This window comes from Massilia sp. Se16.2.3, from assembly GCF_014171595.1.
In the GTDB taxonomy this organism is placed as follows: Bacteria; Pseudomonadota; Gammaproteobacteria; order Burkholderiales; family Burkholderiaceae_D; genus Telluria.
Window position 1 is genome coordinate 3742949 of record NZ_CP050451.1, and the last position, 26210, is coordinate 3769158.

Below are 26210 nucleotides of genomic sequence, written 5' to 3' on the forward strand. Positions count from 1 at the left end.
GAATGGCTGCCTGTCCATGCGGTTTCCTTCTCAGTTGACTTTCACCAGTCCGCCCTTGAGCGTCAGCATGCCGCCGCCGTCGACGGTCTGGCTGGCGCCGGCCTTGCTGGTCAGCGACAGCCCCGCCTCGTTCGTCAGCGAGGTGCCGGCCTTGTTCAGCAGGCTGGTGCCCGCCTCGGCACTCAGGTCGGTGCCGGCCTTGCTGCCGAGCGACGTGCCGGCCTCGATCGCGATGCTGGTGCCAGCCTTCAGGACGATCTTCCCGCTGACGTCGATGGTGAGGTCGCCCTTGATGGTGAGGGTGTACTTGCCGCCCACCTCGTGGGTGAAATCGGCGCGGCTGTCGTGGGTCTCCGCGCCCTCGACCGTGACGCTGCGGGTGCCCTTCACGGTCGCCGTCTCGTTGCCGGCAGCGACGCTGGTCGTCAGGTTGCCCCTGGTGACGGTGACGCTGCGGTTGCCTTCCTGGACTTCCAGGGTCTGGTCGTTCCTGACCGTGCGCTTGTCGTCGTGGCCCACCTCGCGCACCGCGTCGTTCAGGACGGCGGTCTTCATGTCCTTCTGCGCGTGCAGGTAGAGTTCTTCGGCATCCTTCCTGTCGTTCAGGCGGATCTCGTTGAACCCTTCGCCGCCCTTCGTCGACTGGCTTTTCAGGCTGCTGGTGGCCGCCTCCGCCGGCAAGGCGTAGGGCAGCGGATTGGCGCCGTTGTAGACGCAGCCGGTGACGAGCGGCCGGTCCGGGTCGCCGTCGAGGAAGCTCACCACCACTTCCTGCCCGACGCGCGGGATGAACTGCGCCCCCAACCCTTGCCGGCCCAGGCCTGGGCCACGCGGACCCAGCACGAGCTGTTCTCGTCGTTCTTGCCGGCGCGGTCCCAATGGAACTGCACCTTGATGCGCCCGTGCTCGTCGGTCCAGATCTCTTCGCCGCTCTTGCCCACCACGACCGCGGTCTGGCTGCCGTGGATGCGCGGGCGCGGTGTCGCGCGCTGCGGGCGGTAAGCCACGTCGCGCGGCAGCGCCGAAAAGCTGTTTTCGTAGGCCAGGTGCGAGAACGCATGGCCTACCCGTTCGACCACCCACTCGACATTGGCGTCGGGACGCTCGTGCCCAGCCAGGAGAAACGTATGGCCGGGCACCAGCGCCCGGCTGTCGCTGGTGCCGGACAGGCAGCGGCCGCGTGAATTCAGCTCCTCCATGCGCTGCTTCGCCCGGGCTTCGCCGGCCGCCTTGGTGGCGTAGCCGCCCGGGTATTCCGCCACCACCCGCGCCGGCTGGCCGCCTTCCGCCAGCGCCGCCAGCGAGGTGGCCGGGGTGACGAAGGCATAGTCGCCGGTGCGAAAGGCGGTACTGCCGGCCTGCAGTCCCAGTTCTCCCGCGCGGATGGCCTGCAATTCGCGCGCGCCGATTGCGGGCGGCATGAAGTCGATGGTGGCGCCGCCCGGGCAGACCGGCCAGGCGTCAGTACTGTCGGCCAGCACCAGCGTGTGCACACCGGTCGCATGGATGAAGAAGTAGTGGATGCCCTCTTCTTCCAGCAGGCGCGCGACGAAAGCAAAATCGGTCTCGCCGTACTGCACGCAATACTCGCGCGGCTCGTAGCTGCCGGACAGCCGCAGCTCGTAGTCGGTGTAAGCGGCCGCGGCAAACACCGCCTCGACGATGTCGGGCACGCTTTTCGCCTGGAAGATGCGGTAGTCGGACGACAAGCTCAGCCACCACAGCCAGGGCCGCAGTTCCAGCACATACACGGCGAAGCCTTCCTCGGCCGGGCGCTGGCGGATCGATGCGCACATGCCGTCGAAGGGCCGCTCGACGGTCCCGGCGCGCAGGGTCAGGCTGACATGCTTGCCCAGCGCGTCGGCCAGCACGATGGCGGCGTCGGTGCCGCGGCATTCCAGCGCCAGCCGGAACAGGCCACCGAGCAGCTCCTCGCCCTCGAGCCGCTGCGGGAACAGGGTGTCGAGCGGGGCGGCTGCCGACAAGGCCAGACCGGTTGCGCTGCTGTCGGCATGGCCGGGCATCAGATATGGTCCATCGTGCGCGCCGGCTGGCCGTTGAAGGTAACCAGCTGGTAGCTGGCGTAATGGTTGGCCGTGTAGAACACCAGGTCGCGCGCGTAGTCGATCAGGATGCGGCTTTGCGCATTGTTGCCGTTGAATTCGACCAGGGTGGGGATGCGCCCGGCCACGTGGGCCGGCGCGTATTCCTGCGCATAGCTCAGCCAGCACAGCTTGACCTTCTTCTTGTCGCTGCCGGCGTGCACGTACAGGTTGCCGATCTCGCCGCGGGTCGAGAACAGGGTGCGCATGCGCGCCGGCGCCACGGCGGGGATGCGCATCGTCGCCAGGCCATGGGCGCTGCGGATGTCGGCAAAGCCCAGGGAAGCGCTACGGTAAGGGGCGGCAAGGTCGAAGGCCACCGTGCCGGACTTGATGTCGGCGTTGCGCTGGCGGATGTCCCCGATCACTCCCTGCTCGCGCGCCGGCAAGGCGCCCCTGTCGATGCTCAGCAACACGTCGGCATGCATGTCGGTCTCTCCCGGATGATCAGCGGTACCAGCTGCCGCGGTGGAATTCGAAAACCCCGGGCAGCGCCACATGCAGCTCCTTGCCGTCGCGGTCGTACTCGAGGGTGATGGCATTGGACACGGAGTTGTGGATGATCCCGACCAGGCCCTGGCGCGTCCCCGGCGTCACATAGGACAGGTCGAACAGGCAGGCGTTGCCCTGGCGGTTTTCCTTGGCCACGGCCTTGTCGATCTGCCCCAGGATATGGTCCTGCTCGGTGCCGATCACGCCGGCGCCGACGCCGCTCGCCGACTGGCTGCGGAAATCGTGGCTCGGATACAGGGTCTTGATATCGGCGCGTATGCTGGCCGCGGTCTTGCGCAGGTGGGTGCCGCCGCGTACGGTACGGATGTTGTCGCCGATGTCGCCGTTCACGCCCACCTGCACGTCGTAGCTCTCGTCGCTCGCCACCGTACATGCCAGGCCCGCCTCGAGCAGCTTGGCCACGGCGATGCGCTCGCGGTTCTTCGACTCCGTGTTGCGCGGATCGACAATCACCAGCAGGGCTTTCGCCCAGGCGGTATCGTCGACCAGCACATTGCCGATATTGCTGCCGTCAAAGGCCACTACCTGTCTTCCCATGTCCCCCTCCTCCTGTAGGGGCGCGTGTCCCGCGCCCTAGATGCCGTGCCGTTCCAGGATGGCGTCGGCCAGCGACGTCGCCAGTTCGTCCATGATTACCCGGTCGATCTCGCGCGCGCCAAGCGCGCCGCAGCGCTGCAAGACCCAGTCCACCGTGTCCTCGCCGAAGCCGGCGAAATCGGGGTCGCCCGCCGCGGCGCGCTCGGCCACGCGATCGAGCTTCTGGCGCACGATGCCGCGCAGGGCTGCGTCACTCAATGCCAGGTAGGGCACGACCGCCATCCGCGCCAGCAGCGCCGGCTTGAAGATGGCGGAGAGCTGCGGCGCCAGGCGCGCGGCCAGCGTCCGTGCCGCCGGACGGGCCGCGCCGGTGCAAGCCTGCAGCACCAGTTCGGCGCCGGCGTTCGAGGTGGCCAGGATCACGGTGTTGCGGAAGTCGACGGTCAGCCCGGTGCCGTCCTCCATCGCGCCCTTGTCGAACACGTTGTAGAAGGCTTCCAGCACGTCCGGGTGGGCCTTTTCGAATTCGTCGAGCAGCACCACGCTGTGGGGCCGCCGCCGCACGGCTTCGGTCAGCACGCCGCCGCTGCCGTAGCCGACATAGCCCGGCGGCGCGCCCTTGAGCTGGGAGACCGTGTGCGCTTCCCGGTACTCGGCCATGTTGATCGTCACGAGGTTGCGCTCGCCCCCGTACAGGGGCGTCGGCCAGCGCGTAGGCGGTCTCGGTCTTGCCAACCCCGGACGGCCCGGCCAGCAGGAACACGCCGACCGGCTTGTCCGGGTCGAGCAGGCCCGCGCGATAGGCCTTGATGCGGTTGGCCACCAGCGCCAGGGCGTCATCCTGGCCGATCACCCGCCGCGCCAGGCGCGCGGCCAGGGTGCGCACCGCGTGGCTCTCGTCGGCCAGCATCTTCCCGACCGGGATGCCGGTCCAGCCGCCGATTACCGCGGCCACCGCCTTCGAATCGACGCACACCGGCACCATCGGATCGTCCTGGCGGATCGCTTCCAGACCCGCTTCCAGGCGCTGCAGCTGCAGCATCAGGCTGCCCGGCCCGTCCTCGTCGTCTTCCGATGCATCGGCCGCGGCGATTCGCTGGCGCAAGCGCAGGATCTCGTGCACGGCCAGGCGTTCCTCTTCCCAGCGCAGCGCCAGCGCGGCAAGGCTGGCGCCCATTTCCTCCCGTTCCGCGGCCAGGGCGGCAATCCGCTCTCCGTGCGCGAGGCCGGTCGCGCTTTCGCGGCGCAGGCGCGCCAGCTCCTCCTCGAGCGCGGCGATGCGCCGGCGCGCACCCCTCCACCTGGGGGCGGCGTGTCGTGCTGCCCGAGCGCGACGCGTGCGCAGGCGGTGTCGAGCACCGAGATCGCCTTGTCCGGCAGCTGGCGCTCGGGCAGGTAGCGGTGCGACAGCGCCACCGCGTCGCGCACCGCGCCTTCCGGGATGGTCACGCCGTGGTGCTGCTCGAGGCGCGCCGCCACCCCGCGCAGCATCGCCGTCGCCGCCTCCTCGCCCGGCTCCTCCACCTGCACCAGCTGGAAGCGCCGCGCCAGCGCCGGATCCTTTCGATGTACTTCTTGTATTCGAGCCAGGTGGTGGCCGCGATCGTGCGCAGGGCGCCGCGTGCCAGCGCGGGTTTGAGCAGGTTGGCCGCGTCGCCCTGGCCCGCCGTACCGCCCGCGCCGATCAGCGTGTGCGCCTCGTCGATGAAGAGGATGACCGGTGCCGGCGAAGCGCTGACTTCCGCGATCACGCGTTTTAGCCGTTCCTCGAATTCGCCCTTGACGCCGGCGCCGGCCTGCAGCAGCGCCAGGTCCAGCGTGCGCAGGCTGACGCCCTGCAGGCGCGGCGGCACGTCGCCCTCGGCGATGCGGCGCGCCAGGCCTTCCGCCACGGCCGTCTTGCCGACGCCCGGCGCGCCGACCAGGATCGGGTTGTTCTGGCGCCGGCGCAGCAGGATGTCGATGACCTGGCGGATTTCGCCATCGCGGCCGGTGACGGGATCGATGGCACCGGCTTGGGCCGCGGCGGTCAGGTCCTCGGTGTAGTCGGCGAGCGCGCCTGTCTCTTGAGCCCGCGCGCCGGCACGCTCGGCAGGCGCGGGTCCGTTCTCGATCGACGCCGCGCACCAGATGGGCAGGGATGTGCGCAGGGTGTCGCGGCCGATGCGCAGCAGCGACGAGCCGCCAGCCGCCAGCTGGGCGCGCGCGCCCTCGTGTTCCAGCAGCGCCAGCAAGAGCGTGCCGGAGCGTACCTGCGGCTGGCGCAGGTGCAGGCTGGCGATGACCCAGGCTTCCTGCAGCAGGCTGACAAAGGCCGCCCCCAGCGGCGGTTTGCGCACGTTGCCGCGCCGGACCGCCTCGAGCGCCATGCGCAGCTCCGCTTCCAGAACGGCCGCGCCGATCGCGCATTCGGCCAGCACGCAGGACAGGTCGTTGTTCGGCGTGCGCAGCAGTTCCAGCAGCAGGTGCTCGGCTTCGACGTGGAAGTGCTGCTGCGCCATGCAGCTGCCGATCGCCGCTTCCAGCGCGCCGGTGCAATGGGGGTTCAGTGTGGCGACGAGGGCGCCGTAGTCCAGGCTCATGCGGAGTCCTCATGCGTGGCAGCGCCGGGCGCCGCCAGGGTGAAAGCGGCGGTATGCGAGTCCCCTGCCTTGCCGAGCCAGGCGCCCTGCCCCAGGCGGCAGCCTTCGGACAGCACGCAGTCGGCATGCTCGGGCAGGCAGGCCATGCCGATGCGGCAGTCCAGGTCCGGCCCCAGGTACCAGGCGCACAGCCGGGCCAGGTCGGCATGGCGCGCGCCGCCCGGCAGCAGGTCGCGGAACAAGGCTGCCGGCAGCGTGCCGAAATCGAGCGCGATCGCGCCGTCCGGCTGCCAGGCGCGCCGCCCCAGCACCGCGCGCGCGGCCGAGCCGGTGGTTGCGGCCGGACCGCCCGGGGCTGCTGCGCAGCCCGGGCTCCAGGTCGAGCCAGCGCCCCGCCGCTTCGCGCCCGCTCACGCGCATGCCGAAACAGCGTCCCAGCAGGATGCACAGGCCATGCAGCGACCGTCGCGCCTGGGACGCCGCCGGCAGGTGCGCAAACAATGGCGCTCGCGCTTCGTCGTCCGATGCGCCGGCCAGGGCGCGCAGTGCAGGCGCCAGCGGCCCCGCGCCCGGTGCGCTGAACGGCCCCGCGCAACGCATTGCATCGGCCGCGCGCCAGGCATAAGACAGCAAGCGGTGCTGGAAAATGCCGAGGAAATCCGCGCTCGCCCCGTCGCGCGCGAGCAGGCTGGTCCGGACCAGGTCGACGTAGGGCTCGGGCAGCGGCCCGTCGCTGCCGGCCAGGCCGAGGAAGTTGACGAAGAGGCGCGGCGGCCCGCCGGCGCCGGCGTGCATGTCCTCGAGCGGCAGCGGACGGAAGCCGAACTCGAAGGGCGCGCGCAGGCTCACCGCTTCGCGCGATGGATCGCTCCCCTCGCCCAGTGGGACGGGGGCCATCCCCTGTGCGCGCGCCAGTTGTTCGAGCAGGTCGACGGCCTGGACGAAATCGAACTCCCCGGGCGCCGCCTGCAGGCGCGCCGCCGCCAGGGAAGGCGCGGATCTGCTGGTCACAGCGGCAGCTGCGCGCTGGCGAGCGCGCCCCAGTGGCCGGCCACACGGCCGTCGTCGTGCTCGATCGTCAGCTCCACAAACGTGTTCACGCCGCCATACAGCGCCAGGAAACGCTGCAGCACGGCGCCGAACAGGCAGATGGAACTGCCGCGCATGCCGTCCGGCGCCAGGCGCAGGGTCAGCGCATAGCCGCGCCGGTAGCCGTGCCGGGGTCGCCCCCCACATGGCGCGTGACGCGCCGGCAGCGCAGCGCCGCCAGCGCGCCGATCTGGCGGTCGGCCACGACGCTGCCGCCCAGGTTGTTCAGGGCCAGCAATTCCTTCAGGCGCAGCAAGCCCTCCGGTCCGTCGGCCAGCGACAGGTGGTTCAGCGACAGCTGCGACACCAGCTGCCAGCGCGCCGCGCCGTCGGGCCGGGCCAGCGATTGCCGGCTGGGTGCATGCAGCAGGCGGATCGCACCGATGGCGCCCGCGTCCTCGGTGTCCAGCCGGGTGCCGGCCGGCAGCGTCTCGGCCAGGCCGCGGTTGGTGCACAGCAGCCTGGCCACCAGCGTACGCGTTGCCGGCACAGCCGGGTCGCAGGCCGGGTCGACCAGCAGCAGGCGCATGTCGGTCCCGCCCAGCGCGGCCTTGAAGGCCGGGCCGCGGCGCGCATGCCAGTAGACCTGGCGCGCCGTCCTGTTCGTCCCGTGAGCGCCGAAGAAGCGTGGCAGGGTCGCGGCGCGCTCGCCGGGCACGATGGCCGCCACTTCCTCGATGCTGTAGATCTCGGTGGCGCGCTCGCGGTGCACGTCGGCCACCAGCTTGTACTGCGAACGGGTGCCATCCACCCGCACCGGCTCGGAAGTGCGCGGGAACAGGTTCAGCACCGGCGTGCAGCCCAGCATGAGCGCGTCGGGCTCGAGCTCCAGCGTCTCGATGGGCCGGGCGCCCAGCACGAACAGCAGCTCGCACCGGGGCCCGCTCCACGGCCCCGGCGGCACGCCGGCGTGGCGCCCGAGCTGCGCGCAATCGAGCTCGAAGAACTGGAACTTGGCCGGGCAGGAAAAATATTCCAGCAGCAGGCGCAGGCCCGGGTGGGTGTCGTCGTGCTCGGGCAGCAGCGCTTCCTCCGCATCCAGGCCGACGAAGCGCGGCAAGCTGTCCAGCACGCCGCCGCGCCCGGCGGCATCGCGCCAGCGCACTTCCAGCGTGTGCGCGTACAGCAGGTCGCACAGGCGCGCGGCCGCATCGTTCGAGCCCTTCACATGAAAGCGCAGGCGTCCGAGGTTCGCCGCCGCCGGGTCGAAGGTCAAGGGAAAGGCCAGGCGCAGCGACAACACGCTGCGCTTGTCCGGATGGCGCGACAGGTCGTCCAGGCGCTCGGTCAGCAGCGCGCTGCGCGCCACCCGCAGCGGCCATAGCGTCAGCGGAAAGCGGCTCTGGAAGCGGATGGTGGTGCCGTCGGCCGTATCGACGAACATGGCGCCGCCGCGCGCCAGGTCGTAGCCGGTGCCGAGGTCGATCTTCGCGGTATCCGGATCGACGTGGACGATGCTGCTCGACGGGAGCGGCCGCGCCGCGTGCGGGAACAGCTGCTCGAGCAGGGTCGCGGCCAGGCTCGAGGTGCTCTCGTCAAACGTGCGGTGCAGGCGCGCGGCCAGGAAGGCGAAACCCTCCAGCAGGCGCTCGACGTGCGGGTCGGCGCTGCCTTCGCTGGACAGTTCCAGGCGCGCCGCCACCTCCGGGTGCTCGCGCGCGAAGGTGGCTCCCGCATTGCGCAGGTAGCGCAGCTCGCGCTCGTAGTCTTCGCGCAGGCGCGCGCCGTCGGCGCCGGCAGCCTTCATGCGTCCTCCAGCGCCTGCACGATAGCGCCGCCCGATCCGAGCGCCACGCTGTAGCGCGCCGGGCCGACCCTGCCATCGAAGCGCACCGCGCCCGACACGCCCACGCGCAGCACGCGCGCATCAGGGTCGGGCACGATCTCCACGCGCGGCACCAGGAGGCGCGGCTCGAAGGCGACGATCGCCCGCAGCACAGCGCGCGCCAGCACCTCGCGGTCTTCGGCATTGGCCGCATACAGCGTGGACGGGTCGGGCAAGCCATAGTCGATGACGCTGAGCTGCCGTCCAGGCACCGGCACGCTGCGTGCGTTCAGGAGCCGTGCCAGTTCGCGTCCGATCGAGGCGCGCAGGCCAGGCGCGTCGAGGGCGCGCCCGTGCCCGTCCGGGCCCAGGCGCTCGAACAGCGGCAGCCGGTGCGCATCGCGTGCAAGGTCCACGAAGCGCCCTTACTTGACGAGCTTGTTGTTCGACAGGTCCCAGGTGGCCGCTGCCGTGCCTTCCTTGCTGCCGTCGGTCTTCTGCGAAGTGAGCTCCCACTTGATGGCGGTGAAGTTCAGCGACAGGGTTTCCACCGGCTTGCCGCCCGAGCCGCCGCTGACGCTGACATTCGAGATGATGGCGTTCGACAGCGTATAGACGATCAGCGGCACCGTCTTGCCGCTGTCGTCGCCCGAGTTGCGCCCCACCGTGATCATGGCTGTGGGGATCGACTTGCCAGCGCAGCAGTATTCGTTCAGCGTCGGCGTCGAGCCATCGAGGAACTTGGTGACGGTGAATTCGCCGATGTGGGGGCGGCCCGAGGTGCGCTCCCTGTTGCTGACGTCGTTGGTCACCTGCATCGCCACGTTGTGGCTGTACGACATCAGTTCGATCTTGTCGGTATAGCCTTCCAGCGCCGAGTCGCCCTTGATGGTGTCGCCCAGGTCGAGAATGATTGCGTCCATGCGTGTCTCCGGAGCGCAAGCGGCCCTGTGCCGCCTGCGTGATTGTGTGAAGAGCGCCCCGCGGGGCGCCGCTGTTTGCCAGGCGCCGATCAGCCGGCCGCCGGGGGCGGCAGGTCGGCTACCAGGCGGATCGAGGTCGTCAACTCTTCCAGCTGGAAGTGCGGCTTGAGGAACATGGTGGCGCGGTAGGCGCCCACCTTGCCCGGCACGCTGACCACGTCGACGCGTGCCTCGCGCAGCGGATACTGGGCCTTGAGCGACTGCGGCGCGTTGTCGTTGACCAGCACATAGTCGGCCACCCAGTTGTTGAGGTAGCGCTCGACCTGCTCGCGCGAAGTGAAGGAGCCGATCTTGTCGCGCATGATCACCTTCACGTAATGGGCGAAGCGCGAGGCGGCCAGCACGTAAGGCAGCATCGAGGAGATCGACGCGTTCGCATTGGCCAGGTCCTTGTTGTACTTCTTCGGACGGGCCGCGGTCTGGCCGCCGAAGAAGACGGCGAGGTCCTCGTTCTTCTTGTGGCACAGGGCCATGAAACCGAGGTCGCTCAGTTCCTTCTCGCGGCGGTCGGTGATGCTGGTCTCCAGCGGGCACTGCAAGGTGCGCAGCTTGCCGCTGTCCTCCACCGGATAGTTAAACACCGGCAGATCCTTGACGGCGCCACCGCCCTCGACCCCGCGGATCGCCGCGCACCAGCCGTACTTGGCGAAGGCATCGGTGATGCGCTGGGTCAGCGCGTAGGCCGGATTGCCCCACAGGTAGCGTTCGTGGCTGGCGCGGCTACCGTACAGCGTGCTTGACGCCGTGCCGTCCTCGTTGCGCACAAAGGCGCGCTCGCTCCCGAACACGTTTTCCTCGTAGGCCAGGCCATCGACCGGGTTGCCGGCGTCGCCATACGGCAGGCGCAGCAGCATGCGCGGCATGACCAGCGTCACGTAGCGGGCGTCGTCGCTGTCGCGGAAGGCATTCCACTTGATGGCATCGGCGCCCTCGAAGGCCTTGGCCAGGTCGCGCGGGTTGCCCAGTTCCGTGAACGAGTCCAGGCCAAACAGTTCCGGTTCCGCCGCCGTGATCAGGGGCGCATGGGCGGCGGCGGCGACGTTCGACAGCTTGGTCAACAGGCCGATTTCCGGCGCCTTGCGCCCGAAGCTGTAGTCGGCCATCAGCACGCTGAACGGGTTGCCGCCGAAGGTGCCGTATTCTTCCTCGTAGACCTTCTTGAACAGGGCCGACTGGTCGAAAGCGACCGCCTTCTCCAGGTCGTTCTTGAGGTCGTCTCTAGCGATGTTCATGACCTTGAGCTTCAGGCGCGCGCTCGTTTCGGTGCCGAACACCAGCAGGTGCAGGCCGCGCCAGGCCGACTCGAGGGCCTGGAACCGTTCGTTGTGGAGGATCTGGTCGAGGCGCTCGCTGATCAGGCCATCGATGTCGCGGATGCGCTTGCTGATCACCTTGACAGAGTCTGCCTCCGGGCTCGTGTCGGCGCGCGCCGCGTCGAGCGCGGTCTTGAGGATGATGGCGGCGGTTTTCTTTTGCGTGTCGTCGTAGGTGGCCTTGATCACCATGTCGATCAGGCTGGGATTGCTCACCTTCAGTTCGGCGTGTTCGAGCGCCGCTTGCTGTTCTGTTTTCAGGTCAGTTTCGGTTGTCATGTTCTGCTCTCGTCGAATGGAATGGCGCGTCCGGATGCGCGCGTGTCAAGCCTGGTCGGGCGGAGTGTCCCCGGCCATGTCCTCTTCCGCCTTGCCGCCGCTCTTGCCACTCTTCTCGGGAGCGCCGCCCGGCGCGGGCCGGACCGACCTGAACTCGGCGTCGAGCTGTTCGCCCAGCTTCACGTTGCCGTCCAGGCGCGCCAGCATGTCGCGCAGGCGCTGGCGCTCCTCGTAGAGCTCCTTCAGGGCTGGCACCATCCTGAGCAGCTCGACCGGGTTGAAATGGTCGAACTGGGTGAAGGTGAAGGTCGCTTCCAGGGCCTTGGCCGCCTTGTGTTCGGCCAGCTGGCTGCTGGCCGGCAGGTTCAGCGTCACCGTCGGGGCGATCTCCTTGAGCATCTCGTCGAAGTTGTCGCCGTCGATTTCGCGGAAGGCCTGCTCGGCGACGACCTTGCCCTTGGTGCCGTCGAGGTCGGCAAGGATGCCGACGACGAGCGGCAGCTCCTTCTTCTCGACGGCATCGCCGATTTCCACGTCATATGTGATCTGCACCCGCGGCGGGCGGTTGCGGTCGAGCCAGTGCTGGCCATTGTCGATACCGGACATCGCTACTCCTTCAGAAACCGCGCCCTCGCTGGACGCGGAAGGTGGATGAAACGACGAGCTTGGCGCGGCCGCATGCGGCTTGCCGGGCGCTCCTGCCCTGTGCTTGGGGAAAAAAGAATACGCCCAAAAAACCACATTGCGGGGGTCTGCAATCGAAAATATATTTCTTAAACCACATCAAATTTTCGTGTATATTTTTGTTCCATTTCTTGAGTGACTCCTGGTTATGCACGGTGGGTCGAAGATCGCAATCGGGGCGCCAGGCGGTGCCGGAAGGAGGGGCGTTGCACATCTCGACTGGCAGTTCGCACGCCCCCTGGGCACGCCGCGCCATCCTGCTGGGACTGGCCCTGCTGGCCGCCGGATGCGCGAGCCGGCCTTCCCTGCCCGCCCTGTTCGGGCCACGCATTGCCCTGTCCGATTTGCGCCTGGACGTGGCGCGCGACGCCAATGACAACATGCCCCTGCGGATCGAACTGGTCGCCGCCGGTGACGAGCAGCTGCTGGCCAGGCTGCTCGAACTGAGCGCGGCGCAGTGGTTCGACCCGCTGGCCAATTACCGGCGCGACTACCCGGCCACCCTGCGCTCCACGGGACTACGAACTGCCGCCCGGCGCGACCCTGCACCTGCAGCCAGCACCTTGCGCGGGCGCCAAGGCGGCGGGCCTGGTCCTGTTCGCCAGCTACAAGGGCAAGGGCGCCTACCGCCTGCGCCTCGATCCCTACCGCAAGGCGGTCGTCACGTTTGGCGCGATCGACGCCAGCGTGGCCGGCACGCCGCGCTGACGACCATGCCAATCCCATGAATCCACCTACCGAAATGTCCTCCGGCCTGGCCGGCCTGCCCGATGCGGTGCGCTGGTACGAAGGCATGGCGCTGCTGCCGCACCACTTCCAGCAAGCCACGGCGCGCGCCGAGATGCTGGCCGCCGCCCTGCTGCGCGCGCGCGACCCGCTGCACTGGGGCCTGCTGCGCCTGGCCCTGGAGCAGGACGGCACCGAGGTGACCGTCACCGCCCCGGAAGCGGTCATGCCCGACGGCTTGCCGGTGGTGGCCGGACCGGGACAGCGCCTGTCCATCGACCTGGCACGGCACCAGCCCGACGCCGAGGGCATCTGGCGGATCAGCCTTGCCGTGGCGGCGCAGACGCTGGAGCGCCGTCCCGAGCCGCCGCGCTATCTCGAACACGGCAGCGTGCGCGTGGCCGACCAGAACCCTGGCGGGGCGGACGAGGTCATCTCGGTGCTGCGCCCGAATCTGCTGCTGGTGTGCGGCCACGGCCGGGGCTATGCCGATGCCGAGCTGCTGCCGCTGGCGCAGTACCGTCGCGCGAGCGGCGTGCCGGTCGATACCGGCTACATCGGCCCCTGGCTGCGCATCGGAACGGAGCTGGTCCTGCATGGGCGCATCCACGCGCTCGGGCGCAAACTGCGCTCGGCCTATGCCCAGATGGCGGACGACCCGGTCGATGCATCACGCCCTGTCGCGCGCCGCGCCCTGCTGCCCGTGCTGGGTGCGCTGGTGCTGGAACTGGACAGCATGTGCCAGCCCGGTACCAGCCACCCGCAGGTCCTGTACGGCGTACTGGCGCGCCTGCTCGGCGCCCTGGCTGCCGGCACCGGCGCGGCCGTGCTGCCGACCTTGCCGCGCTTCGACTACCGCGACCTGGCGGCGGGGTTCACGCCCTTGCTCGACGCGCTCGACAGGCTGCATGCGCAGCTGGCGCCCGACTTCGACTGGGCGCCCTTCCGCAGCCTGGGCAAGCAGGAGTTCGAGATCGCCCCGCCATGCTGGGCGGCGCCGCGCCGTATGTGGTGGCGCTCCTGAAACCGGTGCGCGCGAGCGACGACGACATGCGGCGCTGGTTCGAGGAAGCCCCTGGTCTGCTCGGCGGGACGCAACGACCGGCCGCAGCACCACCGCATCCGTGGCATCGGCAAGGCGCAGCTCCCACCGGGGTGGCGCAAAGCCTGGGCGGGGACGCCAGCCGCACCCTGTTCCAGCTACAGGTGGATGCCGGCAGCGCCGATTATTTCGACGCGGCGCTGCCGCTGCGCATCGACGGGCCCGGCGGCAGTGCCGACGGCTACATCGAGCCGCTCGCGATCGAGCTGTTGCTGCGCCCGCGCTCCAACGCCACCGCGGCGCCGGCCGGAAAGGACACCTAGCATGGAACCGATGCGCGAACCCATGCGCGAACGGGTAGCAGTGCAGACCCGGGCGATGCCAGGCGAGCATCCGCGCGAACGTCCCCGCTGGCTGCAGGACGGCAATCCGCTCGGCGGGCTGTTCCGCGACGCCGTCGACGCGTTTTACGCCTTGCTGGCGGCGCAACCCCGCATCGGACCGGGCGCGGTCAGCCTGGAAGTGGCGCACGAGGCAGCGCGGCGCATGCAGGATGCGCTCGGCGACATCCGCCGGGCATGGCGCGCCAGTCCTGGTCGCGCCAGTACAGCGGCGAGGAACAACTGGAGGCGCTGCAGTATGCCTTTGCGCTCGTGGTCGACGAGACCCTGCTCAACGAGCCGTGGCCCGGCCGCGCGGCCTGGGGCGAATACCTGCTGGAATGGCGCCTGTTCAAGACGCGCAGCGGCGGCGAACGCCTGCTCGAACGGATCGACGCCGTGCTGCACGGCCAGGATCGCGGGCAGCGCGACATCGCCGAAGTCTACCTGCATTGCCTCAGCCTCGGGTTCGCCGGGCGCCTGCGCGACCGCCCCGATGGCCCGGCCGAGCTGGCGCGCCGCCGCACCGAGCTGTTTGCTTACCTCTACCCGGACGCAGTGCCCCTCGACGCGCCCGGCTTCGTGCTGACGGAGGCGCCCGACGAACACCTGGTGCGCGCAACGCCGCGCACCCGCGGGCTGTCCTCGCGCATGCGCACCTACCTGCTGTCGGCCGCCGTGCTGGCCGTGCCGCTCGTGGCCTCGCTGATCGTGTGGCTGGCATTGCGTCCCATCGCCGGCGACGTGCTGCGGCAGATCGGGGAGCGCGCATGAACGCCAACGCGGTGATCGTCCTCGTGCTGGTCCTGGTGCTGTTGCTGGTGCTGGGCGTGTTTGCCTGGCTGTGGTGGCGCCGTCGCCGCGCGGCGGGAACCGGGCAGCCGCCAGCGGCCGTTCTGCCTCTGCAGGCCAGTGTGTTCGCGCGCGCGCTGCGGACCCTGCATCCGAAGGGGGCCGACTACCGCTACGAGAAGGCCTGCGTGCTGGTGTGCGGCGGCGCCACCAGCGGCAAGACCGACCTGCTGCGCGCCGCCGGCATGGAGGCAGTCCCGGCGAGCGAGGGCATAGCCAGCGGCTGGTGGCGCAGTCCCGAAGGCGTCGCTTTCGAGCTGCCCTCGAACGCCTGGGAAGCCAACAGCGGCCCCTGGACCGACTTCCTGCGCCTGATCGAGCGCCATCGCAGCGTACGCGCGCTCGATGCCATTGTCTTGGCCGTCCCGTTCGCGCAAGTCGCCAGCGACGCTGTCGATGGCGAGCGCATCTACCGCAAGCTGGTCGAACTCCAGGACCGGCTGGGCCTCGCGCTGCCTGTTTACGTGGTGGTCACCGGTTGCGAGGACGCGCCCGGCTTTGCCGAATGGGCGGCCCTGCTGCCCCCGGGGCCCGTAGCCAGACGCTCGGCTGGTCGAACCCGCATCCGCCAGCCGTGCCATGGCGGCGCGAAGTCGGCGAGGAAGCGGTGGCAACGGTGGTGGCGCGGCTGCGGCGCCTGGCCGGCGCCCTGGCGGCGCGGCGCGACCCGGGCGAGCATGGCGCGCCGATCTTCCTGATGCCGGAACGCATCGCGGCGGGTCTCGCCCAGCTGCCGGCGGCGCTGCACGCGGCCATGCGGCCGAACGCCGTGCTCACGCCCTTCTCCTTGCGCGGCATTTACCTGAGCGGGCGCGCCCTCCCCGCGGCGCCCCGGGCGACGGTGGCGGCCGACCCGTTCGCGCCGCCGCCGGCGCCTGGCGCGCCCGCCGCGCCGCTGTTTTGCCGCGACCTGTTCGCCACGCGCATCTTCGGCGAGTTCGGCCTGGCGCAGCCGGTGGCGCGGCGCGTGGCCGCCGACCGCCGTGCCCGGCGCGTGGTGCTGGCCGCCAGCGCCTTCGTCGCCGCGGTCTGGCTGGTGGCGCTGGTGCCGACCTGGTTCTCGCTCGACCGCCAACTGCAGTCGATGCGCACGCCGCTTCTCGGCATGCACAACGCGATCCTCGACGCCGGGCGCGACGTGCGCATCGACGAGCGCGCAACCATCGAGCTGCTCAGCGACATCGACCGCGTGCCCGACTGGGATACCCGGCGCGCGGCGCTACCGCTGTCATGGTTCGCCTGCTGCGGCGGTCTCGAACCCGAGGTCCAGGGCGCGTTTCGCAGCTATTACGAGAAGGTGCTGTTCGACAGCCTGGACGAGGCCCCGGACGAACGCGCCGCGCGCTTGACGGCGGACGCGCCGGCGCCAGCGGCGGCCAGCGCCCTGTTTGCCTCGCCCGAGCGCATGGCGGAATTTGTCGCCATGCGCGAATTCGTCGCCGCGACCCTCGAATTCGAATACCAGCACGCCCGCTTCGAGACCCTGGCCGGGGTGCGCGGCGGTACCGGCAGGACGCCACCGCCCTGTTCTCCTACCTGTTCGGCCTGAAGCTGAACCCGGGCACGAGCCGCAGCGTGACACTGTTCGACCGTGCCGTGCGCGACAGCACCCCGGGCACGAACGGGCGCGAACGCCAGCACGATGCCACGCGCTTTCGCAAGCACCTGAAGGTGCTGCACCGGGCCTGGCTCGAGCACCTGTTCGGTGCTAACGAGCTGGCAACGCTGCAGCGCGAGCTGGTGCGCGGTGCGCGCGCTGGCCGCCAACCCGAACAGCGAGTGGCGAGCTGGCCGGCCTGCAGGCCGACATCGGCAAGCTGCGTACCCTGCTCGCCCGTACCGATGTCGCCTGGATGGCCGACGGCCGCCTGGCCCGGGGCGAAGCCTATGCCAACCTGGATGCGCGCATCCGCAAGTCGCGCCTGCTCGGCCCGGACATTGCTGGCCAGCTGGCCGACGAGGTCGTGGCGCGCCAGGCGGCGTTTCGCAGCAGCGTCGACGCCGACAGCAGCGGCGCCACGCCGGTGCTGGCCTATGCCGAAGGCAAGCAGCTGCTGGTGAACGAGGACCTGGCCGGCCTGGAGGAAGCCCTCGGCCGCCTGCTGCAGCACCCGTTCGCCCGGGGACGGGCACGCCGGGTGCGGCCCTGCCCGACGGCGCCCTGCCCTGGACCTGGGACGACGCGCGCCTGCAGGCGGCGCGCACCGCCGCGGCCGACCTGCAAGCCTATGAGGGGGCAGAGCTGGCCAAGGCCCCGCCCGCCTACCAGGACGCGCTGCGGCGCCTGGCCCGCTCGCAGGCGGCCGTCCTGGTCGAGCGCGAACTGGCGGCCGCGGTGCTGCCGGCACAGTGCGACGCGCGCTGGCGCTGCGCCAACTTCGACGATGCCCGCAGCCACCTGGTGCCGCTGCTGGCCGACCTGCGCAAGCTGGAACTGGGCATGCTGGCCGAACGCTGGCGTGGCCTGCTCGACCGCCAGGCGGCAAGCCTGGTACGCAGCGTGGCGGCAGCTGCCGACGCCGGCAAACTCTATCTGCCCGACGCGGGCGCGGCCGCCGGCTGGGACGGCAGCCGCGGCGGCGCCCTGGCGGCCTATGGCCTGGAAGGCCCGGCCGAGCTGCCGGACTACCCGGAAAGCCAGCTGAACGTCCTCACCGAGCTGGCCGCCGCCAGCAGGGCGCGCGCGCCTGGCTGGCCCAGGAGGGGGCCGGCACGCCGGTCGATGCCCGGCCGCTGCTGGCCGAGTGGTCGGGCATCGACGCCGAGCTGGCGCGGCGCAGTGCCAAAGGCGCCGGGCGGCGCGCTGCAGAAGCTCGAAGCCTGGCTGGGCACCGACGTGGCCGAACTCGACAGTGTCAACTGCGCGGTTCGGCTGGCCCGCGGCACGGGCGGCGGTGACTATTTCGGGCGCCGCCTCGGCCGCGCGGCAGCCACCTTCCGGCCGCGCTGCCTGGCCTTGCAGGCAAGCCTTGCCCGCGCCGGTTACGAAGCCATCGCCGGCCACTTCGAGCAGCAGCTGCTCGGGCGCTTCCCCTTCGCCGCCAACCTCGAGGCGGCGCCGAGCGACCCCGATGCGGTACGTCAGCTGCTGGCCTTGCTGGAGCGGCACCTGCCGGGGACGCGCGGGCCGCTGGCGCGCCAGAAGGACGCGCGTTCGGCGGCCGCTGTCGCCTTCCTCGACCGCCTGGATGCCGCGCGGACCCTGCTGGGCGCCATGCTGGCCGAGGACCCCGCCGGCGGCGTGGCGGCCCTCGACCTGTGGCCGCAGTTTCGCCTGAACCGCGCCCGCGAAAAGGGCGCCGACCAGATCATCGAGTGGGCCGTCGAAGCCGGGGACGCGCTGGCGCCGCCGCTGGCGGGCGGTGCACCCAGGGTGGCCTGGCGCGTCGGCCAGCCGATCACGCTGCGCCTGCGCTGGGCGAAGAACAGCGAGGTGAGCCCAAGCCCGGACCCGGCGCGTCCCGCCATGCGGGTCGATGGCCGCAACGCCAGCTGGCACTACGACGACCCCGGGCCTTGCTGCGCGTGCTGCGCGAGCACGCGGCGCCCCTGTCGGAATTGGGCGAACGCGAAGCGCGCCAGGGCGGCATGCTGCGCTTTGCAGTACCGACGCGCGACGCCGCCGGCACGCCGGCAACCACCGTGGCCTATGCCCGCCTGGCCGTCGCCCGCCACGGCAAGCTTGAGTCCCCGGCAATGCCCGCCTTCCCGGGCACCGCCGCGCCGCCGCTACCGGCCTATCTCAACGACAAAGGAAGCGCACCATGAAGCGCGACGATCCACAGGACGATGCGTTCGACGCCCTGCTGCTACCGATCAGCGACGCCAGCCCGGGCGGGGACGACCTGCTGCACGGACCGGAGTTCGACGCCATCGCCGAAGCCCGCCGCGAGGACGATCCGACCCTGCCGCGCGGCGTCTGGACGGCGGAGCTGAAACGGGCCGACTGGCCGCTGGCGGCGCGCCTGTGCCGCGAGGCGCTGGCCACGCGCAGCAAGGACCTGCAGGTGGCGGCCTGGCTGGGCGAAGCCTGGATCGCACTCGAGGGGCCTGGCCGGCGGCGTGCGTGCCACCGGGCTGGTCGCATTGTTGTGCGAACGCTTGTGGGAATCGCTGCATCCGCTGCCGCGGGACGGCGATATCGAATTCCGCACCGCCCCCTGGCCTGGCTGGACGAGCACTGGAGCCGCGCACTGCTGGTGCGGGTGCCGCTGCTGCGCGGTAGCGGCGTCGACGCGCACGAGGTAACGCTGGCCGCCTGGCGCGAAGCGCTGGCGATGGACAACAGCGAACGCAAGGCGGGCGACAAGAAGCCTGCCGCGGCTGCCAACGCCGGTGTCCTGACGCGCGGCCAGGTGCTGCTGCAGGTACGCGCGCTGCCATGGGCCGAGCTGGCGTCGACGCTGGCCGAACTGGAAGACTGGGCCGCCAGCGCCAAACGCCTGCACGATGTGCTGGAGCGCCAGCTGGCGAAGGACGCGCCGCCGCTGCACCGCTTGCGCGGCCTGCTGGACGAAGCCCGCCGCGTGGTGCAGGGGTGGATGAGCGAGCGCCCGGAGCGGCCGGCGCCGGTACCGCCGCCGCAAGCGCCAATCGCCGAGGCTGCAAAGGATATGCCGGTGCCGCTCGCCCCCGTGGCCCCGCCGGGCCAGGCCGCAACGATCGCGAGCCGCTCGGAAGCCTATGCGCGCCTGCGCGAGCTTGCCGACTATCTCGCCCAGCTCGAGCCCCACAGCCCGGTGCCGGCGCTGCTGCGGCGTGCGGTGGACTGGGGCGCCATGCCCTTCGACCAGCTGCTCAGGGAGCTGACGCACAATAACAACGAGATGCACAAGGTGCTGCTGCGCGACCCGATCGAATAGCGGTGGACGCGCCCTGCGTCAGCCAAGGCCGTGCAGGCGCAGCCAGGCCAGGCCCCAGTGCGACACCAGCCAGGCCAGCACCGCGCAGTTGAGGACCACCGTGATCCGGAAGGCGCGGCGAAACGATTGCTTGCGCGTCTTGTGCCGGAACATCTGTTGCGCCACCAGCGCCGCCGGCCAGCCCCCCAGCAGGCCGAGGACGTGCAGGGTGTCCTCGGGCGTCCGGCGCCGGCCGCCGCGCGCCGCGGCCTTGTCGGCCGCATACGCGAAGAAGGTGAGCAGGTTGACGCAGGCGAGCATACCGGCGATCCAGGCCGGCAGCCTGCTCTTGACGACGCACAGCGCCAGGATCGCCGCACAGAGGAGCGCGGTCAGCATGGCGCGGCCGGGTCTCGGCGGGGACTGTCCCGTACCGGCATCCACGAACATCACGTTCGCCGCGCGCGGCTGCCCCTTGTCGCTGGCCGACAGGTGGTAGGTGACGACGTCGCCCCGGGCCGGGCGTCCGCCACCGCCCACGGCGCTGACATGCAGGAAGACCGCGGGGCCACCGCCGTTGGGCGTGATGAAGCCGTAGCCCTGCTCGTCCTTCCAGGTCGTGACGCTCCCCGGTAGCGGGGCGGCCTGCGCTCGCGCATTTACTCTTTCGTGGCAGGCGCGGTGGCGGCGGCGACCTCGGGGACGCCGCCGCTCTTGACTGCCTCGACCGGGAGGTTCTGCCACTGGCAGACCTGCGAGGCCGCCACGCCCTTCAGGAAGGCCCGGCGCACCGAGCCTGCGGCGATCGCCGCCGCCACCTTCTTCGAATAGCGTTCGGCGCCGCTCAGCTTGCGCACCCAGCCGCGGAAGGGAATCAGGTCCTGCGCCGTGCGCTGCACCGCGTTGATGGCCTGTTCGTTGGCCAGCGTCGAGGCGCGCTCCATCAGCGAGGGGCGCGTGTCCGAGACCGGGGCATCGAGGTCGGCGCCGAGCACTTCGTCGAGCTTGCGGATCTCGACCGACAGCACGATGCAGGTGGCATCCCTGGGCATCACGTACGGTGCCTTCTGCGCTTGCTCGAGCACATCCGGGATATCGGCGCGCACGACGTTCAGGTCGTTCAGGGGCGTCACGGCAGCGTCGCCCATGCGTTTCGTGGTGTCCGAGGCGCAGGCGCCCAGGGTCAGCACGAGGGCAAGGCTTGTCAAGCGGAGGGCGAACTGCTTACTGGAGCGGATGTGCATGCTGTTCCTGTCTTCGACATTCAATAGGGATGGTGCGGGGCGTACAGCGCACTGCGGCCAATGGCTGTCATTGCGCTTTGCCGGCGCCGCCGACGGCGCTGGCAACGGCGTTGGCTCCCGCAGGCGGGTTGGTGGCGGCAACGATCGTGCCCGGTTTGCCGCAGGCCAGGCCGGGGCGCTCGCTCATGTATTTTTCGCGCAGCCGCGCGGCCTGCGCCTCCTCCTGGCCCGACAGGGGCGCGTAGGTCCGGCCGTAAGGCCAGCCGTAGCCCCAGCGGTAGCTGGTCGGGAAGTACGGTACGCCGCCGCTGCGCACGCCGGCGAGCATGGTCGTGGCCAGGACCTGGCTGCCGGCGGCGGCGCGGACGCAGTTGCTCAGATCGCGGTCGGCCTGCAGCCGCTCCTCGGCGGTGCCGCCACGCCAGTAGGCCAGGTCGTGGGCGACGCAGCAGTTGCACCAGTCGACCTTGCCCACCAGCGCGCCGTCCGGGAACATGCTGCAGCCGTCGCTGGCGAAGTCGGCCAGCGACGGCGCTTTCGTGGTGGCGCATCCGGCCAGGGCCAGCGCCGCGCAAAGCGCCAGCGCGGCTGGGGACGGGAAGGTAATCGGGGAAACGCGAAGCGTCATGCTCGGTCGGCTAATTGCCAAATGACAATGGCGGAAGTCTACCGAGCCTGTTACCACCTGTCTACTCCTTGTGGCTAATCCGCCAATACCGGATTTTCCAGCCCGCGTGCGGAAATCCCGCCGGCTGCGGTACCATGGCAGGTTTCGCCGGCGCCGGACACACCGGGCCGAGCACAGATCGTCATTCATCCAGAGGCATCACACCGTGTTCGCAGTCCTTTCCCTCGACGTGGGGGCCGCCATCAAGACCCTCGTGCTCACGCTCGACCTGGTCGGCACCTTCGTCTTTGCCCTCTCCGGCGCCACCGCCGGCGCGCGCCGCCGCCTCGACATCTTCGGCGTGCTGGTGCTCTCCTTTGTGGCCGCCAATTCGGGCGGCATCGTGCGCGACCTGCTGATCGGCGCGACGCCGCCCGCCGCGATCAGCGACTGGCGTTATCTCGCCGTCTCGATCCTGGCCGGCATCGTCATCTTCTTCTGGTACCCCTTCATCAATCGCCTGCGCAGCCCGGTCCTGTTCTTCGATGCGGTCGGCCTGGCGCTGTTCTGCGTGGCAGGCGCCCAGAAGGCGCTGGTATTCCACCTCGAGCCGATGATGGCGGCCCTGCTGGGCATGCTGACGGGGATAGGCGGGGGCATCGCGCGCGATGTGCTGCTCTCGAACGTGCCGGCCGTGTTCCGCTCGGATATCTACGCCGTGGCGGCGCTGGCCGGTGCGGGCGTCGTCGTGCTGGGCGACGCGCTGGCGCTGCCGACCACCGCTACCGCCTGCGCCGGCGCCGCGCTGTGCTTCGGCCTGCGGATGGCGGCCGTGCGCTTCGACTGGCACCTGCCGCGCGCGCGCACGCTCGACCACGCCGAAGGGCAGCGCGAAGTCGACGAGCGCGGCGACAACCGCTGAACTACACGCGCCGTCCCGCCAGCGCCAGCGGCAGCGCGCGCGCGACCAGCGGTTCGAGGACAGCGAAAAGCTCAGCGAGCGCACCTGGTGGAACCAGCCGGCCGGCACATACAGCATCTCGCCCGGCCCGACGACGCACTCGACCAGCGCCGCCTGGCGCGCCAGCGGGAAGCGCGCATAGTCCGGCGCTTCCGGGTCGAAGGGAGAGCCGAACAGCAGCGCATTGGCTTCATACGGGGACAGGTAGGCGTCGTGGTGCGGCGGCGCCAGGAAGATCCGCTTGCTGCCCCAGACCGGGCGAACAGGTTGTCGTCGTAGTCGGCATGCAGCGGCGTCACCGTGCCCGCGGGGCCGATCCAGAAGCGCGGCGGGCCGGGCCTGCTGAAATACGCGGGCCAGTGGCAGAAGCGGTTCAGCGCGCGTAGTTCGAGGTTGCCGAGATAAGGCGGCAGAGCGTCAATGCCTGCGGCGACGCGCTCGAGGTAGTCGCGCATCGACATGTCCTGCATTGCGCGGTCGGGGGCGAAGGCCGTGTTGACGTAGTCGCCGACGCGCGCGCGCACCGGCAGCGACGGGAACTCTTCCAGCAGGGTCCGGGGCGTCAGGCCGAGAGCGGCCAGCGTCCCACCACGCCGTCGATCAGGAACGGCAGGCCGCGGGCAGCCTCGCGCGCGAAAGCGTCGGGAGACAGACGCCCCAGGCGCGGCACCACAGGCAGCGGCGGCAGGTCGCGCGCCGCTTCCCTGATCGCCACGCGCATCGCTTCGATGGAGCTGACCCCGCGCACGCCTGCATCCCTGCGTTCGCGCGCCGCCTTCTTCTCCAGCGCTTCCTCGATTGAGGCCGGCAGGGTATCGGCCAGGCGCGGCGGCAGGCGCGCGCCGGCGGGAGTCGGGGAATCGGGGTGGTCCATCGTGCGCCTGCTCTTGTTCGTATCGGGGCGACAGGATAGCGCAAAGGCAGGGCGAACTCCAGGCCGCGGGTGCCTGCTATTCCGACGCCTGTGCGTCCTCGATCGCCAGCTCGATGCCTTCGCGGACGTCGCTCAGGAACAGCAGCGCGTCGCCCGAATAGCTCGTCCCCGGCACCGCCAGCTCGACCAGGCAGTCGAGCATCTGGCCGAACCAGGTCAGGTCGATGCCGCGCCCGGGCAGGCCGTGGGCCTCGCGCAGGTAATCGACGGCGCGCGTGACCAGGTTCGGGTCGCGCCCCAGCGAAACGACGAAGTCGACATGGCCGAGCGCGATCTCTTCGAGCTTGTGGGCGAAGGTCTCGACGATATCGTTCGAGGGCTGCATCGCGCCCGGATAGACGCAGGTCGCGAACGCGCGGCAAGCTTCGTTCAGTGCAGCCCGGTGAAACTCGATCACGTGGTTTCCTCCTGTGTTGGCGCAGGCCTTCCCGCGCGAGCCATTTTACGGCGCGCGCGGCGCACGGGGCGCCCTGTTGCGCCGGTTCATGAGCCCGCAGCATGAATGGGCCCACATATTACGGACGCGGTATCATGAATCCCCGCCTATCCGGCACCACTCCTTCACCGAGCACCCAGCATGGCCCGCGACAACATCAACGACATCCTCGTCTTCTTCGCCGTCGCCCGCGAGCGCAGCTTCACGCGCGCGGCGGGCAAACTCGGCATGACGCAGTCTGCGCTCAGCCACATCGTGCGCGGCCTGGAGAACCGGCTTGGCGTGCGCCTGCTGACGCGCACCACGCGCAGCGTCTCGCCCACCGAAGCGGGCGAGCGGCTGCTGCAGAACGTGGCGCCGCGCCTGGCGGAAATCGAGGCCGAGCTGGCCGCCATCAGCGACATGGGCGACAAGCCCACCGGCACGGTGCGCATTACCGCCATCGACCACGTCGTCGACACCATCCTGTGGCCGCGCATCGCGCCGCTGCTGCGCCAGTATCCCGACCTGCACGTCGAGATCAGTTCGGACTACCGCATGGTCGACATCGCCGCCGAGCGCTACGACATCGGCGTACGCCACGGCGACCAGGTCGACAAGGACATGGTCGCCGTGCGCCTCACGGCAGACGTGCGCATGATGATCGTCGGCGCCCCGGCCTATTTCGACTGGCATGCCACGCCGGTCAACCTGGCCGAGCTCCTGAAACACAACTGCATCAACCTGCGCCTGGCCAGCAGCGGCGGCCTGTATGCCTGGGAGCTCGAGCACGAAGGCCAGCTTGTCGAGGCACGCGTGCGCGGCCAGGCAGTGTTCACCAGCGCCTATGCCATCCTCAACGCGGCCCTCGGTGGCTGCGGCCTGGCCTTCCTGCCCGAGAGCCTGGTCGAGCCGCACCTGGAGAGCGGCGCCCTGGTCGCCGTCATGCCCGACTGGTGGCCGCGCTTCCCCGGCCTGCATGCCTATTATCCGAGCCGGCGCAATACCTCGCGCGCCGTCTCGGTCGTCATCGACGCGCTGCGCCTGAAGGCGTGAGCGCGGCCGCGGTCGGCTGCCGCAACCGTCGGCCCGTGCCGCCAGCCATGCCAGCGCGCTTGACGCCAGCAGCAGGCCGGCACTCAGGCTGAAGGTGGCGCGGTAGCCGCTGGCGTCGAACAGCAGGCCGCCAAGCGTGGCGCCCAGCATGATGGCCAGCTGCACCACCGCCACCATCAGGCCACCGCCCGCCTCGGCTTCGTGCGGCAGGGTTTGCGCCAGCCAGGTCCACCAGCCGACCGGCGCCGAGGTGCCGACCAGGCCCCAGATGGCCAACAGCAGGCATGTGGCCGGCACCGATGCGCCACAGGCGATCAGGCCCAGCGCCAGCGCCGCCATCGCCAGCGGCATGATCACCAGCAGCCGGTACAGGCGGCCCTGCAGCAGGCGGCCGATCAGCGCCGTGCCGACGAAACCCGCCACGCCGACCGCCAGCAGCATCAGCGACAGCGTCGTCACCCCAACGCCCGTCACCGTTTCGAGGAAGGGGCGCAGGTAGGTAAAGAGCGCGAACTGGCCCATGAAGAACAGGCTCACCGCCGCCATGCCATAGGCCACGGGAGTGCGGCGCAGCAGCCGCAGGATACCGCCCGCGCCCATGCCTGTCCGGGCCGGCATCGGCGGCAGGCTGGCCAACTTCCAGATCAACGCGAGCGCCGCCACCGGCACCACGCAGAAGAATGCACCGCGCCAGCCGATGACGGAACCAAGAAAGGCCCCGAGCGGCGCGGCCACCACGGTGGCGAGCGCGTTGCCGCCATTGACGATGGCGAGTGCGCGCGGCACCTCGTGCAGCGGCACCAGGCGCATCGCGGTGGCGGCCGACATCGACCAGAAGCCGCCGATGGCGACCCCGATCAGCGCGCGCCCCAGCATGAAGAGCGCGTAAATTCGGCGCAAAGGCCGCGACCGCGCCGGAGACCATCATCAGGAGGGTCAGCGCGAGCAGCAGGGTCTTGCGATCGAGCCTGCCCGCGAGCGAGCCGATAAACAGGCTGGTCACGAGCGCAAAGGCGCCGGAAATGGCGATGCCCTGCCCTGCCTGGCCTTCGGTGACGCCCAGGTCGGCGGCAAGCGGCGTGAGCAGGCTGACCGGCATGAATTCGGAGGCGACCAGGGTAAAGGCGCCGAGCGCCATCGCGAAGACGGCGCCCCAAGCGGCGGAGCGCTCGACGGCCTGGCCAGGGCTGGGAGGTGGAATGGTTTGCATGATGCGAGAGAAAAAAGCTGCCCCAGCGATTGCGCCCAGGGCGCAATCGCATGAAAACAAGGTCCAGGGAGGCGCCGGAGCGCCAAGGGATGCCG

29 protein-coding genes and 6 pseudogenes are annotated in these 26210 nt (G+C 70.4%); 12 read left to right on the top strand and 23 right to left on the bottom strand.

What is annotated here, in order from left to right:
• Positions 1-30: 30 nt before the first annotated feature.
• The 14 genes and pseudogenes from G4G31_RS24595 to tssB form a co-directional block, all read right to left on the bottom strand.
• On the bottom strand, positions 31-762 hold the full coding sequence (locus G4G31_RS24595; protein ID WP_202033632.1) for a hypothetical protein: 732 nt from the start codon (positions 760-762) through the stop codon (positions 31-33).
• Positions 759-2024, bottom strand: a complete 1266-nt coding sequence (tssI, locus tag G4G31_RS24600; protein ID WP_202033641.1) for a type VI secretion system tip protein TssI/VgrG — start codon at positions 2022-2024, stop codon at positions 759-761. The genes G4G31_RS24595 and tssI overlap by 4 nt, the downstream gene beginning before the upstream one ends.
• On the bottom strand, positions 2024-2530 hold the full coding sequence (locus G4G31_RS17080) for a hypothetical protein (protein WP_182988660.1): 507 nt from the start codon (positions 2528-2530) through the stop codon (positions 2024-2026). Before G4G31_RS17080 ends, tssI begins: the two co-directional genes overlap by 1 nt.
• A gap of 19 nt (positions 2531-2549) precedes the next feature.
• Entirely contained in the window at positions 2550-3152 is a 603-nt protein-coding gene (locus G4G31_RS17085) for a hypothetical protein (RefSeq protein ID WP_182988661.1), read from the bottom strand.
• 36 nt (positions 3153-3188) lie between these two features.
• Positions 3189-3824 carry an AAA family ATPase gene (locus tag G4G31_RS24605; RefSeq protein ID WP_202033642.1) on the bottom strand — a complete coding sequence of 212 codons (636 nt, stop codon included), beginning with the start codon at positions 3822-3824 and terminating at the stop codon, positions 3189-3191.
• 369 nt (positions 3825-4193) lie between these two features.
• Positions 4194-4643 (bottom strand): hypothetical protein, encoded by a 450-nt coding sequence (locus G4G31_RS24610; RefSeq protein WP_202033643.1) that lies wholly within the window; start codon positions 4641-4643, stop codon positions 4194-4196.
• Positions 4598-5734, bottom strand: a complete 1137-nt coding sequence (locus tag G4G31_RS24615) for an AAA family ATPase (RefSeq protein WP_202033644.1) — start codon at positions 5732-5734, stop codon at positions 4598-4600. The genes G4G31_RS24610 and G4G31_RS24615 overlap by 46 nt, the downstream gene beginning before the upstream one ends.
• Positions 5731-6045: a type VI secretion system baseplate subunit TssG gene (locus tag G4G31_RS29280; protein WP_374011320.1), complete on the bottom strand. Its 315-nt coding sequence runs from the start codon at positions 6043-6045 to the stop codon at positions 5731-5733. The genes G4G31_RS24615 and G4G31_RS29280 overlap by 4 nt, the downstream gene beginning before the upstream one ends.
• A gap of 52 nt (positions 6046-6097) precedes the next feature.
• Positions 6098-6745 (bottom strand): annotated as a pseudogene (locus G4G31_RS29285) (type VI secretion system baseplate subunit TssG); the annotation flags it as partial.
• A pseudogene (gene tssF / locus G4G31_RS17105) lies at positions 6742-8570 on the bottom strand (type VI secretion system baseplate subunit TssF). The pseudogenes G4G31_RS29285 and tssF, both read right to left, overlap by 4 nt.
• Positions 8567-9004: a type VI secretion system baseplate subunit TssE gene (gene tssE, locus G4G31_RS17110; protein WP_182988664.1), complete on the bottom strand. Its 438-nt coding sequence runs from the start codon at positions 9002-9004 to the stop codon at positions 8567-8569. The pseudogene tssF and the gene tssE overlap by 4 nt, the downstream one beginning before the upstream one ends.
• A gap of 9 nt (positions 9005-9013) precedes the next feature.
• Entirely contained in the window at positions 9014-9511 is a 498-nt protein-coding gene (locus G4G31_RS17115) for an Hcp family type VI secretion system effector (RefSeq protein ID WP_182988665.1), read from the bottom strand.
• Between the two features lie 89 nt (positions 9512-9600).
• A complete protein-coding gene (gene tssC / locus G4G31_RS17120) occupies positions 9601-11163 on the bottom strand; it encodes a type VI secretion system contractile sheath large subunit (protein ID WP_182988666.1) in 1563 nt (520 codons plus the stop codon).
• Between the two features lie 45 nt (positions 11164-11208).
• Complete coding sequence (gene tssB / locus G4G31_RS17125) at positions 11209-11769, bottom strand: type VI secretion system contractile sheath small subunit (protein WP_182988667.1); 561 nt, start codon at positions 11767-11769, stop codon at positions 11209-11211.
• Positions 11770-12053: 284 nt separating this feature from the next.
• On the opposite strand from tssB, the gene G4G31_RS17130 reads away from it, so the two are divergent.
• The 6 genes and pseudogenes from G4G31_RS17130 (at position 12054) to G4G31_RS17150 (ending at position 16396) form a co-directional block, all read left to right on the top strand.
• Positions 12054-12575: a hypothetical protein gene (locus G4G31_RS17130; protein ID WP_182988668.1), complete on the top strand. Its 522-nt coding sequence runs from the start codon at positions 12054-12056 to the stop codon at positions 12573-12575.
• Complete coding sequence (gene tssK / locus G4G31_RS17135) at positions 12572-13597, top strand: type VI secretion system baseplate subunit TssK (protein ID WP_182988669.1); 1026 nt, start codon at positions 12572-12574, stop codon at positions 13595-13597. Before G4G31_RS17130 ends, tssK begins: the two co-directional genes overlap by 4 nt.
• On the top strand, positions 13558-13938 hold the full coding sequence (locus tag G4G31_RS17140) for a hypothetical protein (protein ID WP_182988670.1): 381 nt from the start codon (positions 13558-13560) through the stop codon (positions 13936-13938). Before tssK ends, G4G31_RS17140 begins: the two co-directional genes overlap by 40 nt.
• A 255-nt stretch (positions 13939-14193) precedes the next feature.
• Complete coding sequence (locus G4G31_RS17145) at positions 14194-14769, top strand: DotU family type IV/VI secretion system protein (protein WP_182988671.1); 576 nt, start codon at positions 14194-14196, stop codon at positions 14767-14769.
• Positions 14770-15032: 263 nt separating this feature from the next.
• Positions 15033-15311, top strand: a pseudogene (locus G4G31_RS27665) (type VI secretion protein IcmF/TssM N-terminal domain-containing protein); the annotation flags it as partial.
• 110 nt (positions 15312-15421) lie between these two features.
• Positions 15422-16396: a type VI secretion protein IcmF/TssM N-terminal domain-containing protein gene (locus G4G31_RS17150; RefSeq protein WP_267873623.1), complete on the top strand. Its 975-nt coding sequence runs from the start codon at positions 15422-15424 to the stop codon at positions 16394-16396.
• Here G4G31_RS17150 and G4G31_RS17155 read toward each other — a convergent pair.
• Together G4G31_RS17155 and G4G31_RS17160 are read right to left on the bottom strand one after the other, a co-directional pair.
• Positions 16380-16958: a hypothetical protein gene (locus G4G31_RS17155; protein ID WP_182991918.1), complete on the bottom strand. Its 579-nt coding sequence runs from the start codon at positions 16956-16958 to the stop codon at positions 16380-16382. The two genes, G4G31_RS17150 and G4G31_RS17155, sit on opposite strands and share 17 nt — an antisense overlap.
• Positions 16880-18346: a hypothetical protein gene (locus tag G4G31_RS17160; RefSeq protein WP_182988673.1), complete on the bottom strand. Its 1467-nt coding sequence runs from the start codon at positions 18344-18346 to the stop codon at positions 16880-16882. The genes G4G31_RS17155 and G4G31_RS17160 overlap by 79 nt, the downstream gene beginning before the upstream one ends.
• Positions 18347-18363: 17 nt before the next feature.
• Here G4G31_RS17160 and G4G31_RS17165 point away from each other — a divergent pair, with 17 nt between their 5' ends.
• The 4 genes and pseudogenes from G4G31_RS17165 (at position 18364) to G4G31_RS29300 (ending at position 19709) form a co-directional block, all read left to right on the top strand.
• A complete protein-coding gene (locus G4G31_RS17165; RefSeq protein WP_182988674.1) occupies positions 18364-18615 on the top strand; it encodes a hypothetical protein in 252 nt (83 codons plus the stop codon).
• Positions 18612-18824, top strand: a pseudogene (locus G4G31_RS29290) (type VI secretion system ImpA family N-terminal domain-containing protein); the annotation flags it as partial. The gene G4G31_RS17165 and the pseudogene G4G31_RS29290, both read left to right, overlap by 4 nt.
• Positions 18825-18909: 85 nt before the next feature.
• Positions 18910-19095: a hypothetical protein gene (locus G4G31_RS29295; protein WP_374011321.1), complete on the top strand. Its 186-nt coding sequence runs from the start codon at positions 18910-18912 to the stop codon at positions 19093-19095.
• Positions 19053-19709, top strand: coding sequence for an ImpA family type VI secretion system protein (locus G4G31_RS29300; RefSeq protein WP_210283260.1), 657 nt, complete (start codon positions 19053-19055; stop codon positions 19707-19709). Before G4G31_RS29295 ends, G4G31_RS29300 begins: the two co-directional genes overlap by 43 nt.
• Positions 19710-19727: 18 nt before the next feature.
• Here G4G31_RS29300 and G4G31_RS17175 read toward each other — a convergent pair whose 3' ends face one another.
• From G4G31_RS17175 to G4G31_RS17185, 3 genes are all read right to left on the bottom strand, one after another.
• Positions 19728-20432, bottom strand: coding sequence for a DUF1294 domain-containing protein (locus G4G31_RS17175; RefSeq protein WP_182988676.1), 705 nt, complete (start codon positions 20430-20432; stop codon positions 19728-19730).
• On the bottom strand, positions 20348-20932 hold the full coding sequence (locus G4G31_RS17180; RefSeq protein WP_182988677.1) for a hypothetical protein: 585 nt from the start codon (positions 20930-20932) through the stop codon (positions 20348-20350). The genes G4G31_RS17175 and G4G31_RS17180 overlap by 85 nt, the downstream gene beginning before the upstream one ends.
• A gap of 67 nt (positions 20933-20999) precedes the next feature.
• The gene (locus G4G31_RS17185; protein ID WP_182988678.1) at positions 21000-21560 is read right to left on the bottom strand and encodes a hypothetical protein; all 561 of its coding nucleotides are present in this window, start codon (positions 21558-21560) and stop codon (positions 21000-21002) included.
• A 205-nt stretch (positions 21561-21765) separates the two neighbouring features.
• On the opposite strand from G4G31_RS17185, the gene G4G31_RS17190 reads away from it, so the two are divergent.
• Positions 21766-22461 (top strand): trimeric intracellular cation channel family protein, encoded by a 696-nt coding sequence (locus tag G4G31_RS17190; RefSeq protein ID WP_182988679.1) that lies wholly within the window; start codon positions 21766-21768, stop codon positions 22459-22461.
• A 105-nt stretch (positions 22462-22566) separates the two neighbouring features.
• Here the strand turns inward: G4G31_RS17190 and G4G31_RS28550 are convergent.
• The 3 genes and pseudogenes from G4G31_RS28550 to G4G31_RS17200 all read right to left on the bottom strand — a co-directional run.
• A pseudogene (locus G4G31_RS28550) lies at positions 22567-22866 on the bottom strand (cupin-like domain-containing protein); the annotation flags it as partial.
• Between the two features lie 196 nt (positions 22867-23062).
• The gene (locus tag G4G31_RS28555) at positions 23063-23374 is read right to left on the bottom strand and encodes a hypothetical protein (protein WP_308621642.1); all 312 of its coding nucleotides are present in this window, start codon (positions 23372-23374) and stop codon (positions 23063-23065) included.
• A gap of 76 nt (positions 23375-23450) precedes the next feature.
• Positions 23451-23831, bottom strand: coding sequence for a hypothetical protein (locus tag G4G31_RS17200; RefSeq protein WP_182988680.1), 381 nt, complete (start codon positions 23829-23831; stop codon positions 23451-23453).
• A gap of 180 nt (positions 23832-24011) precedes the next feature.
• Between G4G31_RS17200 and G4G31_RS17205 the strand changes: the two genes are divergently transcribed.
• On the top strand, positions 24012-24905 hold the full coding sequence (locus tag G4G31_RS17205) for a LysR family transcriptional regulator (RefSeq protein ID WP_182991821.1): 894 nt from the start codon (positions 24012-24014) through the stop codon (positions 24903-24905).
• 30 nt (positions 24906-24935) lie between these two features.
• Here the strand turns inward: G4G31_RS17205 and G4G31_RS17210 are convergent.
• Positions 24936-26115 (bottom strand): annotated as a pseudogene (locus tag G4G31_RS17210) (MFS transporter); the annotation flags it as partial.
• Between the last annotated feature and the right edge of the window lie 95 nt (positions 26116-26210).

Excerpts from the sequence above, each read along its gene's own strand:
- tssI (WP_202033641.1), bottom strand. The coding sequence starts at position 2,024 with ATGCCCGGCCATGCCGACAGCAGCGCAACCGGTCTGGCCTTGTCGGCA.
- G4G31_RS17080 (WP_182988660.1), bottom strand. The coding sequence starts at position 2,530 with ATGCATGCCGACGTGTTGCTGAGCATCGACAGGGGCGCCTTGCCGGCG.
- G4G31_RS17085 (WP_182988661.1), bottom strand. The coding sequence starts at position 3,152 with ATGGGAAGACAGGTAGTGGCCTTTGACGGCAGCAATATCGGCAATGTG.
- G4G31_RS24610 (WP_202033643.1), bottom strand. The coding sequence starts at position 4,643 with ATGCTGCGCGGGGTGGCGGCGCGCCTCGAGCAGCACCACGGCGTGACC.
- G4G31_RS24615 (WP_202033644.1), bottom strand. The coding sequence starts at position 5,734 with ATGAGCCTGGACTACGGCGCCCTCGTCGCCACACTGAACCCCCATTGC.
- G4G31_RS17115 (WP_182988665.1), bottom strand. The coding sequence starts at position 9,511 with ATGGACGCAATCATTCTCGACCTGGGCGACACCATCAAGGGCGACTCG.
- tssC (WP_182988666.1), bottom strand. The coding sequence starts at position 11,163 with ATGACAACCGAAACTGACCTGAAAACAGAACAGCAAGCGGCGCTCGAA.
- tssB (WP_182988667.1), bottom strand. The coding sequence starts at position 11,769 with ATGTCCGGTATCGACAATGGCCAGCACTGGCTCGACCGCAACCGCCCG.
- tssK (WP_182988669.1), top strand. The coding sequence starts at position 12,572 with ATGAATCCACCTACCGAAATGTCCTCCGGCCTGGCCGGCCTGCCCGAT.
- G4G31_RS17140 (WP_182988670.1), top strand. The coding sequence starts at position 13,558 with ATGCTGGGCGGCGCCGCGCCGTATGTGGTGGCGCTCCTGAAACCGGTG.
- G4G31_RS17145 (WP_182988671.1), top strand. The coding sequence starts at position 14,194 with ATGGCGCGCCAGTCCTGGTCGCGCCAGTACAGCGGCGAGGAACAACTG.
- G4G31_RS17180 (WP_182988677.1), bottom strand. The coding sequence starts at position 20,932 with ATGCACATCCGCTCCAGTAAGCAGTTCGCCCTCCGCTTGACAAGCCTT.
- G4G31_RS17185 (WP_182988678.1), bottom strand. The coding sequence starts at position 21,560 with ATGACGCTTCGCGTTTCCCCGATTACCTTCCCGTCCCCAGCCGCGCTG.
- G4G31_RS28555 (WP_308621642.1), bottom strand. The coding sequence starts at position 23,374 with ATGGACCACCCCGATTCCCCGACTCCCGCCGGCGCGCGCCTGCCGCCG.
- G4G31_RS17205 (WP_182991821.1), top strand. The coding sequence starts at position 24,012 with ATGGCCCGCGACAACATCAACGACATCCTCGTCTTCTTCGCCGTCGCC.